Origin of the sequence: Nocardioides sp. URHA0032, from assembly GCF_000620645.1 — a bacterium.
Taxonomy (GTDB): domain Bacteria; phylum Actinomycetota; class Actinomycetes; order Propionibacteriales; family Nocardioidaceae; genus Nocardioides.
Map to the genome: position 1 here is coordinate 150,013 of NZ_JIAV01000018.1, position 15,508 is coordinate 165,520.

Annotated in this window: 13 protein-coding genes; 3 read left to right on the top strand and 10 right to left on the bottom strand. The window is 72.9% G+C overall.

Annotated elements, in window-relative coordinates:
* Positions 1 to 3: 3 nt before the first annotated feature.
* The 10 genes from N538_RS0107600 to N538_RS0107645 form a co-directional block, all read right to left on the bottom strand.
* Entirely contained in the window at positions 4 to 489 is a 486-nt protein-coding gene (locus tag N538_RS0107600; RefSeq protein ID WP_028636821.1) for a phosphoribosyltransferase, read from the bottom strand.
* Between the two features lie 26 nt (positions 490 to 515).
* The gene (locus N538_RS0107605) at positions 516 to 1,133 is read right to left on the bottom strand and encodes a regulatory protein RecX (protein WP_028636822.1); all 618 of its coding nucleotides are present in this window, start codon (positions 1,131 to 1,133) and stop codon (positions 516 to 518) included.
* Between the two features lie 126 nt (positions 1,134 to 1,259).
* Complete coding sequence (recA, locus tag N538_RS0107610) at positions 1,260 to 2,312, bottom strand: recombinase RecA (RefSeq protein WP_028636823.1); 1,053 nt, start codon at positions 2,310 to 2,312, stop codon at positions 1,260 to 1,262.
* A 217-nt stretch (positions 2,313 to 2,529) separates the two neighbouring features.
* Entirely contained in the window at positions 2,530 to 3,321 is a 792-nt protein-coding gene (locus N538_RS0107615) for an S-methyl-5'-thioadenosine phosphorylase (protein ID WP_028636824.1), read from the bottom strand.
* A 5-nt stretch (positions 3,322 to 3,326) separates the two neighbouring features.
* Entirely contained in the window at positions 3,327 to 4,598 is a 1,272-nt protein-coding gene (locus N538_RS0107620; protein ID WP_036569797.1) for an MFS transporter, read from the bottom strand.
* Positions 4,562 to 4,756, bottom strand: coding sequence for a DUF3046 domain-containing protein (locus N538_RS0107625; RefSeq protein WP_028636826.1), 195 nt, complete (start codon positions 4,754 to 4,756; stop codon positions 4,562 to 4,564). Before N538_RS0107625 ends, N538_RS0107620 begins: the two co-directional genes overlap by 37 nt.
* Positions 4,753 to 5,886, bottom strand: coding sequence for a methyltransferase domain-containing protein (locus tag N538_RS24275; protein ID WP_231496160.1), 1,134 nt, complete (start codon positions 5,884 to 5,886; stop codon positions 4,753 to 4,755). The genes N538_RS0107625 and N538_RS24275 overlap by 4 nt, the downstream gene beginning before the upstream one ends.
* Before the next feature lie 109 nt (positions 5,887 to 5,995).
* Positions 5,996 to 6,808, bottom strand: coding sequence for an ABC transporter permease (locus N538_RS0107635; protein ID WP_028636827.1), 813 nt, complete (start codon positions 6,806 to 6,808; stop codon positions 5,996 to 5,998).
* Positions 6,808 to 7,611, bottom strand: coding sequence for an ABC transporter permease (locus tag N538_RS24280; RefSeq protein ID WP_051548950.1), 804 nt, complete (start codon positions 7,609 to 7,611; stop codon positions 6,808 to 6,810). Before N538_RS24280 ends, N538_RS0107635 begins: the two co-directional genes overlap by 1 nt.
* Positions 7,611 to 8,543, bottom strand: a complete 933-nt coding sequence (locus tag N538_RS0107645; RefSeq protein ID WP_028636828.1) for an ATP-binding cassette domain-containing protein — start codon at positions 8,541 to 8,543, stop codon at positions 7,611 to 7,613. The genes N538_RS24280 and N538_RS0107645 overlap by 1 nt, the downstream gene beginning before the upstream one ends.
* A 283-nt stretch (positions 8,544 to 8,826) precedes the next feature.
* Here N538_RS0107645 and N538_RS0107650 point away from each other — a divergent pair, with 283 nt between their 5' ends.
* From N538_RS0107650 to N538_RS0107660, 3 genes are all read left to right on the top strand, one after another.
* Positions 8,827 to 9,207: a RidA family protein gene (locus N538_RS0107650; protein WP_028636829.1), complete on the top strand. Its 381-nt coding sequence runs from the start codon at positions 8,827 to 8,829 to the stop codon at positions 9,205 to 9,207.
* A gap of 72 nt (positions 9,208 to 9,279) precedes the next feature.
* A complete protein-coding gene (locus N538_RS24285) occupies positions 9,280 to 10,962 on the top strand; it encodes an ABC1 kinase family protein (protein WP_036569806.1) in 1,683 nt (560 codons plus the stop codon).
* 38 nt (positions 10,963 to 11,000) lie between these two features.
* A complete protein-coding gene (locus N538_RS0107660; protein WP_036569809.1) occupies positions 11,001 to 15,506 on the top strand; it encodes an ATP-dependent helicase in 4,506 nt (1,501 codons plus the stop codon).
* Positions 15,507 to 15,508 lie beyond the last annotated feature (2 nt).

Consider the following 15,508-nt stretch of genomic DNA (forward strand, 5'->3'; position numbering starts at 1 on the left):
GGTTCACCGCCCGCCGCGGTCGACCAAGGGCGGGTCGGCCGACCACGGGAAGTCGATCCAGCGCTCGGTACGCCGCCACACGTAGTCCGCGTGCACCAGGGTCTGCGGCTTCTCGTAGATCACCGCGATCCGGGCCTCGGCGACGTGGTCGGCGCAGAACGCCCGGACGATCTCCAGGGTCTTGCCCGTGTCGGCGACGTCGTCGGCGATCAGGATCCGGAGACCGGCCAGGTCCACGACGTCCGGGGTCGGCGGCAGCATCATCGGCACGTCCAGCCGCTCGTCGACGCCGGTGTAGAACTCGACGTTGACCGCGGACAGGTTCTTGACGTCCAGCGCGTAGCCGAGGCCCATGCCGAGGCCGAGACCGCCGCGGGCGATCGACAGCACCAGGTCGGGCTCGTAGCCGCTGTCGACCACCTGTTGCGCGATCTCCCGCACGGCCGTGCCGAACATCTCGTAGGTCAGGATCTCCCGCTCCGCAGCCACGGGAGCATTCTGGCGTGCCGGACGTCCTACTCGTCCAGCGTTTCCCGGCCCGCGTTCGCCAGCTCGTCCTTCACGACGGCGAACGACATCCCGGAGCCGTAGCCCTTGCGGGCCAGCATCCCCACCAGCCGCCGGGTCGCGGTCGTGTCGTCGACGCGGCTCAGGGTGCGCAGCTTCTTGCGCACCAGGACGCGGGCCGCGGCCTCCTCGTCGGCGGGGTCGATCTCGTCGAGGGCCTCGCGCGCGACCTCCTCATCGACCCCCTTGCGGCGCAGCTCCTGGGCCAGGGCCCGTCTCGCGAGGCCCTTCCCGGGCTGCCGCGAGGCGACCCAGGAGCGGGCGAACGCCTCGTCGTCGACCAGCCCGATCTCCTCGAACCGGTCGAGGAGGCGGGTGGCCACGTCGGCCGGCACGTTCTTGGCTGCCAGCTTGTCGCTGAGCTCCTTGCGGCTGCGGGCCTGACCGGTGAGCTGGTCGAGCAGGATCTTGCGCGCGACCGACTCGGGATCGGCCTCCGGCACCTGGACGGCGGTGTCCTCGGGCGGCGGTGGCGTGGGCGCCGGCGCGCGGCGGGTCCACGCGTCGACCCCGGTCGAGACGTCACCCAGCCAGTCAGGGGCCGGGCGGTCCTCGTCGAGAGTCATGTGTGCTCCGTTCGACCGTGGTCTCGATACGCTCGCTGGCGCTCGCTACTCGACCACCGAGAGACGTCGCTCACGCGACGGTGGTCTCGATATGTCCACCGACAGCCGACGCTCACGCGACCGCCGTCAGAACGCGTCGACGCCGACCGGCTCGGCAGGCAGCGCGGCGACCTCGTTGTCGACGGTCGGGCCGACACCGAGCTTCTCGAGGATCTTCTTCTCGAGCTCGTTGGCGAGGTCGGGGTTGTCGCGGAGGAACGCGCGGGCGTTCTCCTTGCCCTGGCCGAGCTGGTCGCCCTCGTAGGTGTACCAGGCGCCGGCCTTGCGGACGAGCCCCGCATCCACGCCGACGTCGATCAGGCCGCCCTCGCGGCTGATGCCCTTGCCGTACATGATGTCGAACTCCGCCTGCTTGAACGGCGGGGCGACCTTGTTCTTCACGACCTTGACGCGGGTCCGGTTGCCGACCATGTCCTGGCCGTCCTTGAGCGTCTCGATCCGGCGCACGTCGAGGCGCACCGAGGAGTAGAACTTCAGCGCCTTGCCACCGGTCGTGGTCTCGGGCGAACCGAACATCACGCCGATCTTCTCGCGCAGCTGGTTGATGAAGATCATCGTGGTCTTGGAGTTGTTCAGGGCGCCGGTCATCTTGCGCAGCGCCTGGCTCATCAGGCGGGCCTGGAGGCCGACGTGGCTGTCGCCCATCTCGCCCTCGATCTCGGCGCGCGGCACGAGGGCGGCCACCGAGTCGATGACGATCAGGGTGAGCGCCCCGGAGCGGATCAGCATGTCCGCGATCTCCAGCGCCTGCTCGCCCGAGTCGGGCTGGGAGACCAGCAGCGCGTCGGTGTCGACGCCCAGCGCCTTGGCGTAGTCGGGGTCGAGCGCGTGCTCGGCGTCGATGAACGCCACGATGCCGCCGGCCCGCTGGGCGTTGGCCACGGCGTGCAGGGCGACGGTCGTCTTGCCGGAGGACTCCGGGCCGTAGATCTCCACGACGCGACCGCGGGGGAACCCGCCGAGGCCGAGCGCGACGTCGAGCGCGATCGAGCCGCTCGGGATGATCTCCAGGGGTGCCCGCACGTCGTCGCCGAGGCGCATCACGGAGCCCTTGCCGAACTGCTTCTCGATGTTGGCGAGTGCGGCGTCCAGGGCCTTCTCGCGGTCTCCACCAGCCATGGTGTTCTTCCTTGTCTCTCGTCGTGGTCCAGGCACGTCGACGACGCTAGAGCGAGCCACCGACAGCGCCTGGTCAGCGCCGCCGACTGCTGTGGACGACCTCGTCCAGCGTCATGCCTGTGGACAGAAACTAGCCCACGGTCGAACAGATGTTCGGGAGGTGGCCCGGGCGTGTCGGCCCCGGGTCATGACGGGATCAGCACCCGGAACCGGCGACTCATCCGGGGACCACGTAGGTCAGGTCGAGACCGTCGGCCCACGTGTCGCAGCTGCAGCCGTCGGGCTCGGGCAGCGCCGCGACGGCGGAGGTGAGCAGCCCGGAGAGCCGGTCGAGGTTGGCCCGGAACAGCGCGAAGACCTCCTCCTGGCCGACGCCCGCGCCGGACTCGGCGCCGGCGTCCATGTCGGTCACGAGCGCGATCGAGGCGTAGCACATCCGCAGCTCGCGGGCGAGCGCCGCCTCGGGCGCACCGGTCATGTTGATCAGCGTGCCGCCGGCCGCGGCGTGCTGCTGCGACTCCGCGCGCGTGGAGAACCGCGGCCCCTCGATCACCACCATCGCTCCCCCGGCCCGCACGTCGGGCGCGGCGGCGACGAGCGCCTTCGACACGCGGGGGCAGTACGGGTCGGCGAACGGCAGGTGCACCGCCCCGGTCTCGACGTACGACGGGACGCGGCGGTAGGTGCGGTCGACCAGCTGGTCGGGCACGACCAGGTCGCCCGGCGCGACGTCGTGGCGCAGTCCGCCGACGGCGCACGGCGCGAGCACCTGGCGGACGCCGAGGGCGCGGAGCGCCCAGAGGTTCGCGCGGTACGGGATCGCGTGCGGGGGGTACTCGTGGTGCCGCCCGTGCCGCGGCAGGAACGCCACCCGCCGGCCGGCGACGGTGCCGACGGCGACCGGCGCCGAGGGAGCGCCGTACGGCGTCTCGACGGCCAGCTCCTCGGCGTCGTCGAGGAACGTGTAGAAGCCGGTGCCGCCGATGACGGCGACGTCCGCAGTGGTCATGGTGGTCAGCCTGCCAGCCGGGTCGTCGCCCGGGCGCCGAACCCGGCGACCGCGACCAGCGCGACCAGGCCGATCGAGCAGACCGCCAGCTCGGGATAGCCCCAGGCCCCGACCACCACGCCCGCCAGGCCACCAGCACCCGCGGCGGTCAGGCCCATCACCAGGTCAGCCGCGCCCTGGACGTCGGTGCGTGCCTCGAGAGGCGCGTGCTGGGCGATCAGCGTCGACGCGGCGACGGTCGCGAACGACCACCCGAGCCCGAGCAGGAACAGTCCGGCGAAGATCTGCCACGAGGTGCCCTCGGGCGCCCGGGCGCACAGCACCAGCGAGACCAGCAGCAGCACGGCGCCCTCGACCAGGACCGCGGGGCGGCCCGTGCGGTCCGCGAGCAGGCCGACCAGCGGCGAGAACCCGAACATCCCGAGCACGTGCAGGCTGATCACCAGCCCGATCACCCGCAGCTCGGCGTGGCCGTGCTCCATGTGCAGCGGGGTCATCACCATGATCGCGACCATCGCGGCGTGCGCGCAGGCCATGCCGAGCACGGCGAACCCGAGGACGGGACGCTCCCGGGCGGCCGCGACCGCGCGGGCCCACGCCGTACCCGACGGAGCGGTGGTGGGTACGCCGGCCGCCTCGCGGGCGAGCAGCAACGGGTCGGGACGCAGCAGGAGGCCGATGACGGCGGCGGCGCCGAGCATGCCGACGCTGCCGAGGGCGAACGGCCCGGTGAGCTCCGGGATGCCCAGCCACTCCGCGAGCGCCCCGGCGGGCCCGGTGAGGTTGGGCCCGGCGACCGCGCCGATCGTCGAGGCCCACACGACGGTCGAGAGCGCCCGGCCCTTGTGGGCGTCCTCGGCGAGGTCGGTGGCGGCGTACCGGGCGCCGGAGTTCGCGGCGGTCGTCGAGCCGAGCAGCACCGCGCCGACCAGCAGCACGACCATCGAGTCCAGGACCCCCGCGAGCACCGCGAGGAGCGCGCCGGAGGCGCCGAGGAGGTACCCGGTCAGCAGGCCGACCCGGCGTCCGCGGCGCGACATCAGCCGGGCGAGCAGGTACGCCGCGACCGCGGCGCCGAGCACCTGGAACGTCTGGGCGAGGCCGGCCAGGCTCTCCGAGCCGGAGATGTCGCGGGCGAGCAGCGAGGCGGTCGCGATGCCGATGGTGATGCCGGTGGCGCCGATCGCCTGCGCGATGACGAGCGTGCGGATCGTGCGGCGCTGGACGGCCGCCAGCTCCGCTACCGCTTGTTCGGTGGAAGCTCGAGGACTCGCCATACCGCCGCCCAGACCTCCTTCGGCGGGACGCCCGCGGCCAGCGCCTGCGAGGCGGTGCGGCCGCCGAGCTCGCCGATCACGAACATGTCGGCCCAGGACCGTGCGTACGCCGGCCCGAGCGCGTCGTCCATCCGGGCCCAGAACTCCGTGTGCCTCATGCCTTCCTCGCCCGGACGTCGAGCCAGGCCTGCTCGCCCTGGCTCCCGAGGTACCGCTCGAGGGACTCGACCTCCCAGCCGGAGGCCCGGACCGCCGCGGCGAGCGGCTCGGCGCGCCAGAACGTGAAGCGTCGCCCGGCCGCGACGTGCCCGTGCGTCGACCACCGCTCGCCGTCGCCCTCCTTGACGGTGAAGCGCAGCAGCCCGCCCGGGGCGGTGGCGTCCGCGAGCCGGCGCAGCACGACCGGCAGGTCGGTGCGGTCGACGTGCAGCAGGCAGGCGTTCGCCCAGACCCCGTCGTACGGCGTGCCCGGGCGTCCGGGGTCGTCGAGGTCGTCGGTGAGCGGGTCGAGCAGGTCGGCGGCGAGGCCCTCCTCGCGCATGAGCTCCACGAACCCCGGCGCCACGTCGGTCGGCCGCACGCTCAGCCCGCCCGCCTCGAGCGCGCGGGCGTCGCGGCCGCCGGCACTGCCGATCTCGAGCACGCGTGCCCCGACACCCAGCTGCGCGGCGAACTCGGCGACGGCCTCGATCGGGACCCCGCTCGTGCCGTCGCGGTACGCCCCCGCCGACGCGTCGTACGCCTCGACGGTCGCGCGGGCGACGGCGGCGCGGACGTCCCAGGCGTGGTGGAGCACGTCGTGCAGGTGGTAGAGCCCGAGGCTCTCGACGCTGAACTCGCTGCCGTTGCTGCGGAACCCGCGCCGGCTCCACGCGCCCGGGGGCACCCACTCGTAGCGCTCTGCGACCGTCTCGGCGGCGTCCAGCAGCTCGACGGAGACGGTGGCCGGGTCCTGCTCGGCGTACCGCTCGGCGATCGCGGTCTCGTCCTGGTCCCAGTTCGCGAACGTCGGCTCGTCCTCCTCGACCATGAGCCGGATCCGCACCTCGAAGATCCGGTGCACGTCCCGGACGTGGCAGGCGTACTCGAGCGGCGACCAGGTGCCGGGCGCCGGCCGTGCCGCGGCGTCCTCGAGCGTCAGCACGGCCTCCCAGGTGGTCGCGTTGTCGCGGATGACCTCAGGGATCCGGTCGACGGTGACCGCGGACACGTCGTAGCCGCACTCGGGGCAGGGCTCGTCGAGCACCCAGGTCCAGTCCTTGGTGTCGGGCACGACGCTCTCGCTCATGGCGGACATCCTTCCAGCCGGTCCGCGGGCCGCGCGCCCGAGTTCCCGCCAGCCTTCATGGAGATGGCGCCACTCCCTGCTGGGTCGGTGGGGCCGTGCGCCACCCGGCTCAGGTGAGCAGCAGCTTGTCGAGCCGACGGCGCACGATCATCAGCCCGACCACGCCCATCGCGACCAGGTACACGACGCTGAACGCCGAGCCCCACGAGAGCGCGCCGGTGGTGAGCTCGCGGCAGAGCACGACACCGCGGTACAGCGGGGTGAACTCGACGATCCACCGGATCGCGGCCGGGTAGGCCCCCACCGGGAAGAACGTGGCCGAGAACAGGAACATCGGGATCACCGCGAGGTTGACCCACTCGAAGTCCTGCCACGACCGCATCCACGTCGTCAGTGCCATGCAGATGCCGCCGAACGCGAGGCCGATGAGGAGCGCGGCGGGTACGACGAGCACCGCCCACCACGAGGACACCAGGTCCATCGCGACCATGACGAGCAGGAATGCGGCCGAGTAGATGCCGCCGCGCAGGAGGGACCAGCTCAGCTCGCCGCGGGCGATGTCCATCGTGGTCAGCGGCGTGGCCAGCATCTGGTCGAACAGCTTGTTGTACTTGAGCTTGAAGAAGAAGTTGAACGTGCTGTCCAGCAGCGAGCCGTTCATGGCCGAGGCGGCGAGCATGCCGGGCGCCACGAACTCGGCGTACGGGATGTCCTGGCCGTTGAACTCGAACCCGGTGATCAGCTGGCCGACGCCCACGCCGATCGAGAACAGGTAGAACACCGGCTCGAGGAAGCCGCTCACGAAGATGTACCAGGCCCGCCGGTAGGCGAGGTAGCTGCGGTAGACGATCAGGCCGGCGGCCTCGCCGGCGGCGAGGGGCCGCGCCTGGGCGCGGGCGAGGGCGGTCGACGCGAGCGACATCAGAAGGACATCCGCTTCGTGAGGCGGCGGACGGCCCACACCCAGCCCAGGGCGGCCAGCACCGCGAGGTAGACGACGTGCACGAGCGCCGTACCGGCGTCGACCGTGTCGAGCGTGAGCATCCTGGTGAGGTCGACCCCATGCCAGAGCGGGGTGACGCGGGCGACGGCCTCCAGCCAGGGATCGACGTTCTGGATCGGGAAGAACGCGCCGGAGAACAGGAACAACGGGATCATGCCGAGCCGGAAGACTAGGGCGAAGGCGCTCTCGTCCTTGAGTCCGGCGGTGAACGCGTAGATCGGGGTCGCGAACGCCAACCCGACCAGCAGTTGGGCGAGGAACGCCAGGACCGCGCCCCAGACGGTCGCGAAGACACCGAAGGGCGCCATCACGACGACGAACACGCCGCAGGTGAGCGCCACCCGGAACATCACGAACCCGAGGTGGCCGAGGATCACCTCTCGCACCGACAGCGGGGACGCGGTCATGCCGAAGTAGGTGCGCTGCCACTTGATCATGCCCATGACCGGGTAGGTCACCTCGCCGAAGACGGTCTGCATCGCCTGCGCGGCCAACAGGCCCGGGGCGATGAACGCGAGGTACGACGTGGCGCCGTCGAGCTGGTCGGGGTCGCCGGCGATGTAGTCGCCGAGCAGGACACCCATCGCGAGCACGTACAGCAGCGGGTTGACGAACGACGAGATCGCCGAACCCTTCCAGGTGCGCTTGTAGACGATCGTCCAGTAGTCGAGGAGCCGGCCCGCGCCGGCCACGGTGCTCGTGGGTGCCGTGGAGTCGGTCATCAGTCCACCAGCGTCCGACCGGTCAGGCGGAGGAACACGTCCTCGAGGGTGGAGCGGCGTACCAGCGTGGCGGCCGGCTGGAGGCCGCGCTCGTGGACCTTGGTCACCGTTTCCTCGCCGTCCGCGGTGTAGAGGAGCAGGCGGTCCGGCAGCACCTCGACGCGGTCCGCGAGGTCCTGGACCTTCTCGGCGAGCGCCTCGTGCTCGCCGACGCCGAACCGGAGCTCGGCGACCTCGCGGGTGGAGTGCTCGGCGATCAGGGTCAGCGGCGAGCCTTCCGCGACGATGACGCCCTTGTCCATCACGACGAGGCGGTCCGAGAGCTGCTCGGCCTCGTCCATGTAGTGCGTGGTCAGCACGATCGTGACGCCCTGCTGCTTGAGCCGGAACAGCCGGTCCCACACGACGTGCCGGGCCTGGGGATCCAGGCCGGTGGTCGGCTCGTCGAGCAGCAGCACCTCGGGCCGGTTGATCAGGCTGCGCGCGATCGTGAGCCGCCGCTTCATGCCGCCGGACAGGTCCTCCACCATGGACCTGGCCTTCTCGGTCAGCTGCACGAACTCCAGCAGCTCCTCGACCCGCTCCCGGACCTCCTTTCGCGGCAGCCCGAAGTAGCGGCCGTAGACGAAGAGGTTGTCGCTCACGGTCAGCTCGTTGTCGAGGGTGTCCTCCTGCGGGCAGACGCCGATCCGGGCCCGGATCTCCGGACCGTCGGTCGCCGGGTCGAGCCCGAGGATGCGCAGCGTCCCGCCGGTGACCGGCGAGACGGCGGCGACCATCCGCATCGTGCTCGACTTCCCGGCGCCGTTCGGCCCGAGGAACCCGAACGCCTCGCCCCGGCGTACGTCGACGTCGATGCCGCGGACGGCCTCGAAGCTCCCGAACGACTTCCGGAGGCCCGAGGCGAAGATCATGGAGTCAGGGTCCGTCACGTCACACCACCCTAGGACGCCCCACCGACAGCCGCCTCCGGTTATCGGTGGTCACACGCGTCACGTGCGTGCTGTCGGGTCCGCGGTTGGTGACCAAACCGCAGACGAATCGGGCCCCGATCTGCGGTTGGTGACCAATCCGCGCACCGGACGACCGCGCGGGCCGACCCAGGCGACCGCTATGCGAACGACGTCCGGACACCCACGATTGGTCACGAACCGCAGGTGGGAGCGCTCCAGATCTGCGGTTGGTGACCAATCCGCGTGCCCTACAGTCGCCGACGTGGATCGCCAGCACGCAAGGTCGGGATCACCGTTCGAGGCCAGCATCGGGTTCAGCCGGGCCGTCCGCATCGGCAGCACCATCGCCGTGAGCGGGACGGCACCGGTGTGGCCGGACGGCGGCGTGGACCCGGACCCCGCCGTCCAGGCCCGCCGCTGCTGGGAGATCGCCCTGACCGCGGTCGAGGAGCTGGGCGGTACGGCGGCCGACGTGATCCGGACCCGGCAGTTCGTCGTCGACCCGGCGGACGGCGAGGCGGTCGGCGCCGTGCACGGCGAGTTCTTCCGGGAGGTGCAGCCCGCGAGCACGATGGTGGTGGTCAGGGCGCTGCTCGACCCGCGGTGGAAGGTCGAGGTCGAGCTGGACGCCGTCCTCGCCTGAGCAGGCGCAGGCGGGGTGTGAGTCGCCCGGAGCACAGTTTCTGCGGGTGACCCGCTGGGCACCGTCAGCGTCGTGTCCTTCGAACAGTCCAGCACCGGGCGCTACGCGGCGATCGCCCGACTCCTGGTCCGGCACGGGCGGTCGGACCTGGTGTCCGGTGCCCGCCTCGACGAGTACGCCCTGAACCCGGTCGGCGACGATCCGGTCTCGGACAAGGCGGAGGCGTTCGCGGCCGACCTGGAGTCGATGGGCCCGACGTTCATCAAGCTCGGCCAGCTGCTCTCGACCCGGTTCGACCTCCTGCCGGCGTCCTACACGACCGCGCTGAGCCGGTTGCAGGACGAGGTGGAGCCGTTCGACTTCGAGATCGTGCGTACGACGATCGCCGAGGACCTCGGCGCCGACGTCCGTCACCTCTTCGCCGAGCTGGACCCCGAGCCCGTGGCCGCCGCCTCCCTGGGGCAGGTGCACCGGGCCGTCCTGCGCAGCGGCCGCGAGGTGGCGGTCAAGGTGCAGCGGCCCGGCGTGCGCGACGAGGTCCGCGCCGACCTGGCGACCCTCGCCCGGATCGCCACGGTCGCGGACAAGGGCAGCGACCTGGGCCGCACCTACGGCTTCGCCGGGCTGCTGCGCGAGTTCGAGAGGTCCCTGCGGCTGGAGCTGGACTACCGGCGCGAGGCTCGCAACCTGATGCGCTTCGCGGACCTGACCAGACGGTACGACCTCCTGGTCGTGCCCGACCCGGTCTTGGACCTGACGTCGGGCCGGGTCCTGACGATGGACTTCGTGGAGGGCCGCAAGGTCACCGACGTCGGTCCGCTCGGGCTGCTCGACCTCGACACGGCGGCGATCGTTGACCAGCTGTTCTCGGCGTACCTGAAGTGCATCCTCGAGGACGGCTTCCTGCACGCCGACCCGCACCCCGGCAACGTGCTGGTCACCACCGACGGCCGACTCGGGATCCTGGACCTGGGCATGGTCACCACGATCCCGCCGCGGCTCCAGGAGAAGGTGGTCCGCCTCCTGGTCGCCATCGGCGACGACAACGGCGAGCAGGCGGCGCGGGTGCTGGCCGACATGGGCCAGCCACTGGAGCACTACGACGCGGAGGCCTTCCGCGACGACGTCACCCACCTGGTCGCGGAGGCGGTCGCCACCGGCCCGGACCTGCAGGCCGGACGGGTGCTGGTCGAGCTGAGCCGCGTCTCCGGCGCGCACGGCCTGCGCCCGCCGCCGGAGATGTCGATGGTCGGCAAGGCGCTGCTGAACCTCGACCAGACCACGCTGCACCTCGAGCCCGACTTCGTGCCCGCGGAGGCGATCCGCGACAACCTGCCGCACATCCTCCGCGGCGGGCTGCGTACGTCGCCCGGCGACCTGGTGACCGCCGCGCTGGACGCCAAGGAGTTCACCTCGCAGCTCCCGCGGCGGGCCAACCAGATCCTCGACAGCCTCGCGGACGGCCGGTTCCGGCTGCGCGTCGACGCCGTGGACGAGGAGCGGCTGCACACCGTGCTCCAGCGCCTGGCGAACCGGGTCACGCTGGGACTGGTCATCGCCGCCACGATCCTCGGCGCGTCGCTGCTGATGCAGGTGCCGACCGACACCGAGATCCTCGGCTACCCGGCGATCGCGATCGTCCTGTTCACCGTGGCCATCCTCGGCGGGGCCGCGCTCGCGGCCTGGATCGTGGTGACCGACCGCAAGGTCGCCCGGACCGAGCTGCGCGCCCAGAAGGACGCCCCACGCCTCTGAGCCCAGGCCCTGTCGGTGCCGTGCGCAAGGATGGAACGGTGCCCGGTCCCCTGGAGAGGTTCAGCGAGGCGACGCGCACCTGGTTCGGTGCCGCGTTCGCCGAGCCGACCCCTGCCCAGGAGGGCGCCTGGCAGGCGATCGGCGCCGGCCGGCACGCGCTGGTGGTCGCGCCGACCGGCTCCGGCAAGACGCTCAGCGCGTTCCTCTGGAGCATCGACCGGCTGCTGACCGAGGAGCGCCCGGAGGACAAGCAACGGCGGTGCCGGGTCCTCTACATCTCCCCGCTCAAGGCCCTCGGGGTCGACGTCGAGCGCAACCTGCGCGCCCCGCTCACCGGCATCCGCCACACCGCCGAGCGGCTCGGGGTGCAGGTCCCGGACGTGACCGTCGGCGTCCGGTCGGGCGACACCCCCGCCGCCGACCGCCGCAAGCTCACGACCTCGCCGCCGGACATCCTGATCACGACCCCCGAGTCGCTGTTCCTGATGCTGACCAGCCAGGCACGCGAGGCCCTCCGCGGTGTCGAGACCGTGATCCTCGACGAGGTGCACGCCGTCGCCGGCACGAAGCGCGGCGCCCACCTGGCGGTCAGCCTGGAGCGCCTCGACGCGCTGCTGGACAGCCCGGCCCAACGGATCGGGCTGTCGGCCACGGTCCGCCCGCTCGAGGAGGTGGCCCGCTTCCTCGGCGGCAGCGCCCCGGTCGAGATCGTCGCGCCGCCGTCCGCGAAGGAGTGGGACCTCCGGGTCGTCGTCCCGGTCGAGGACATGACCGCTCCGGAGGAGTACGACGAGGAGGACGGCGACCCGCAGCGATCCCAGAGCATCTGGCCGCACGTCGAGGAGCGGGTCGTCGACCTGATCGAGCAGCACCGCTCGACGATCGTCTTCGCCAACTCCCGCCGGCTGGCCGAGCGCCTCACCGCGCGCTTCAACGAGATCGCGACGGACCGCGCGGGCGCCGCGCTCGAGGGCCCGGCGAGCAGCCCGGCCCAGGTGATGGCCCAGTCCGGGCAGAGCCACGGCGCCGAGCAGGTGATCGCGAAGGCCCACCACGGCTCGGTGTCCAAGGAGCAGCGCGCACTCATCGAGGACGACCTCAAGCGCGGCCGGCTGCCCTGCGTGGTCGCCACCAGCAGCCTCGAGCTCGGCATCGACATGGGCGCGGTCGACCTGGTCGTCCAGATCGAGTCGCCCCCGTCCGTCGCCAGCGCGCTCCAGCGGGTCGGCCGCGCCGGCCACCAGGTCGGCGAGGTGTCGCGCGGCGTGCTGTTCCCGAAGCACCGCGGCGACCTGGCCCAGACCGCGGTCGCGGTCGGCCGGATGCGCACCGGCGCGATCGAGTCGCTCCGCGTCCCGGCCAACCCGCTGGACGTGCTGGCCCAGCAGGTGGTCGCCGCCACCGCCCTTGACGCGTGGGCCGCCGACGACCTCTACGAGCTCGTGAAGCGCAGCGCGCCGTTCACGAACCTCCCCCGCAGCGCCTACGACGCCACCCTCGACCTGCTCAGCGGCCGCTACCCCTCCGACGAGTTCGCCGAGCTCCGCCCGCGCATCGTCTGGGACCGCGTCACCGGCCTCCTCACCGGCCGACCCGGCGCGCAGCGCCTCGCGGTCACCAGCGGCGGGACCATCCCCGACCGCGGCCTGTTCGGCGTGTTCCTCGTCGGGGGCGAGGGGCCGGGGCGCCGGGTCGGCGAGCTCGACGAGGAGATGGTCTACGAGTCCCGGGTCGGCGACATCTTCGCGCTCGGCGCGACCAGCTGGCGGATCGAGGACATCACCCACGACCGGGTGCTGGTCACGCCCGCGCCGGGCATCCCCGGCCGGCTGCCGTTCTGGAAGGGCGACACCCTGGGCAGGCCCGCCGAGCTCGGTGCCGCGATCGGCGCCTTCACCCGTGAGCTCGGGGCCCTGCCGCGCGACCGCGCCGTCCAGCGGGTCCGCGAGGACGGCCTCGACGAGTACGCCGCCGGCAACCTCGTCACCTACCTCCACGAGCAGCTCGAGGCGACGAACCTCCTGCCGACCGACCAGACCCTCCTCGTCGAGCGGTTCCGCGACGAGCTCGGCGACTGGCGGCTGGTGGTGCACTCGCCGTACGGCGTCCCGGTCCACGCTCCCTGGGCCCTGGCGATCAACGCCCGCCTGCGCGAGCGGTACGGCGTGGACGGCCAGGCCGTCGCGTCCGACGACGGCATCGTCATCCGGATCCCCGACACCGACGCGGAGCCGCCCGGCGGCGACGTGATCGTGTTCGAGCCCGACGAGATCGAGGCGATCGTCACCGACGAGGTCGGCGGCTCGGCGCTCTTCGCCAGCCGGTTCCGCGAGTGCGCCGCCCGCGCGCTGCTGCTCCCCCGCCGCGACCCCGGGCGCCGGTCGCCGCTGTGGCAGCAGCGCCAGCGGTCGGCCGCGCTCCTCGAGGTGGCCTCGAAGTACCCCTCCTTCCCGATCGTCCTCGAGGCCGTCCGCGAGTGCCTCCAGGACGTCTACGACCTGCCCAACCTGGTCGCGCTGATGCGCGGGGTCGACCGCCGCGAGGTCCAGGTCGTCGACGTGCCCACCCACCAGCCCTCCCCGTTCGCGCGCAGCCTGCTGTTCGGCTACGTCGCCCAGTTCATGTACGAGGGCGACTCCCCCATCGCCGAGCGGCGGGCGGCGGCGCTCTCCCTCGACCAGGGGCTGCTGGCGGAGCTGCTCGGGCGCGCCGAGCTCCGCGAGCTGCTCGACCCCGAGGTGCTCGCCGAGGTCGAGGCCGAGCTCCAGCGCACCGCCCCGGACCGGCGCGCGCGTGACGCCGAGGGCGTCGCCGACCTGCTCCGGATGCTCGGCCCGCTGTCCAAGGCCGAGGTCGCCGAGCGCTCCGTCGAGGGCGCCGACGTCGGCCCGTGGCTCCGGGCCCTCGCCGACAGCCGCCGGGCGGTCGAGGTGCGGATGGCCGGCGAGGAGCGCTGGACCGCGGTCGAGGACGTCGGCCGGCTCCGGGACGGGCTGGGCGTGCCCGTGCCGCCCGGCACCCCCGACGCGTTCACCGATCCCGTGGAGGACCCGCTCGGCGACCTCGTGGCCCGCTACGCCCGCACCCACGGGCCCTTCACCACCGACCAGGTGGCGGCACGGCTCGGGCTCGGCGCCGCGGTCGTCCGGCACACCCTCCAGCGGCTGGCCGCGCAGGGTCGGGTGCTCGACGGCGAGTTCCGGCCCTCGGGCAGCGGCACCGAGTGGTGCGACGCCGAGGTGCTGCGCCGGCTCCGCCGCCGGTCCCTGGCCCGGCTCCGGCAGGAGGTCGAGCCGGTCGAGCCGGAGACGCTCGGCCGGTTCCTGTCCGCGTGGCAGCACGTCGGCGGCAGGCACCGCGGCATCGACGGCGTCCTCACCGTGGTCGACCAGCTGGCCGGCTGCGCCGTCCCCGCCTCGGCGCTCGAGCCGCTGGTGCTCGCCGCCCGGGTCCGCGACTACGAGCCGTCGTACCTCGACGAGCTCACCGCCTCCGGCGAGGTGGTGTGGGCGGGCCACGCAGCCCTGCCCGGATCCGACGGCTGGGTCTCGCTCCACCTCGCCGACCAGGCACCGCTGACGCTGCCCGAGCCGGCCCCCTTCGAGCACAGCGAGCTCCACCAGGCGGTCCTCGATGCGCTCGCGCCGGGTGGGGCCTGGTTCTTCCGCCAGCTCTCCGACCAGGTCGGCTCGACGAACGACGCCGCGCTCTCGGCGGCGCTCTGGGAGCTGGTCTGGGCCGGCCGGGTCAGCAACGACACCCTCGCCCCGCTCCGGGCGCTGACCCGCAGCGGCACGCCCAGCCACCGCAGCCGGCGACCCCCGCCGCGCCTCGGCCGCCGACCGGGCGGCCCGGTCCGCACGGGCCCGCCGGAGACCGCGGGCCGCTGGGCGCTGCTGCCGGCCCTCGACACCGACCCGACCCGCCGCGCCCATGCCGTCGCCGAGCGGCTCCTGGACCGGCACGGCGTGGTCATCCGCGGCGCGGTGGTGAGCGAGCGGGTGCCGGGCGGCTTCGCGGCGGTCTACAAGGTGCTGTCGGCGTTCGAGGACTCCGGTCGCTGCCGCCGCGGCTACTTCGTGGCCGGCCTCGGTGCTGCCCAGTTCGGCACCGCCGGCGCCGTGGACCGGCTGCGCACGTTCAGCGAGGTCCCGCACGACGCCAAGCCGAGCGCCGTCGCGCTCGCGGCGACCGACCCGGCCAACCCGTACGGCGCCGCGCTGCCGTGGCCCGAGACCAGCGGTCACCGGCCCGGCCGCAAGGCAGGGGCGATCGTGGTGCTCGTCGACGGTGTGCTGACGCTGTACGTCGAGCGCGGCGGCCGCACCTTGCTGACCTGGTCCGAGGACCCCGACCTGCTCGGCCCGGCGACCGCCTCGCTGGCCGACGCCGCGCAGCGCGGCTCCCTGGGCCGGATCACCGTCGAGAAGGCGGACGGCGAGCAGCTGCTGGGCTCCGGCTCGACGCCGCTGCGCGAGGCGCTCCAGGCGGCCGGCTTCGTGACGACGCCGAAGGGGCTCCGGCTGAGGTCGCCCCATGGCTGAGA

Coding starts and splice junctions, on each gene's coding strand:
- N538_RS0107605 (WP_028636822.1), bottom strand. CDS start 1,133: ATGACTCTCGACGAGGACCGCCCGGCCCCTGACTGGCTGGGTGACGTC.
- recA (WP_028636823.1), bottom strand. CDS start 2,312: ATGGCTGGTGGAGACCGCGAGAAGGCCCTGGACGCCGCACTCGCCAAC.
- N538_RS0107615 (WP_028636824.1), bottom strand. CDS start 3,321: ATGACCACTGCGGACGTCGCCGTCATCGGCGGCACCGGCTTCTACACG.
- N538_RS0107620 (WP_036569797.1), bottom strand. CDS start 4,598: ATGGCGAGTCCTCGAGCTTCCACCGAACAAGCGGTAGCGGAGCTGGCG.
- N538_RS0107625 (WP_028636826.1), bottom strand. CDS start 4,756: ATGAGGCACACGGAGTTCTGGGCCCGGATGGACGACGCGCTCGGGCCG.
- N538_RS24275 (WP_231496160.1), bottom strand. CDS start 5,886: ATGAGCGAGAGCGTCGTGCCCGACACCAAGGACTGGACCTGGGTGCTC.
- N538_RS0107635 (WP_028636827.1), bottom strand. CDS start 6,808: ATGTCGCTCGCGTCGACCGCCCTCGCCCGCGCCCAGGCGCGGCCCCTC.
- N538_RS24280 (WP_051548950.1), bottom strand. CDS start 7,611: ATGACCGACTCCACGGCACCCACGAGCACCGTGGCCGGCGCGGGCCGG.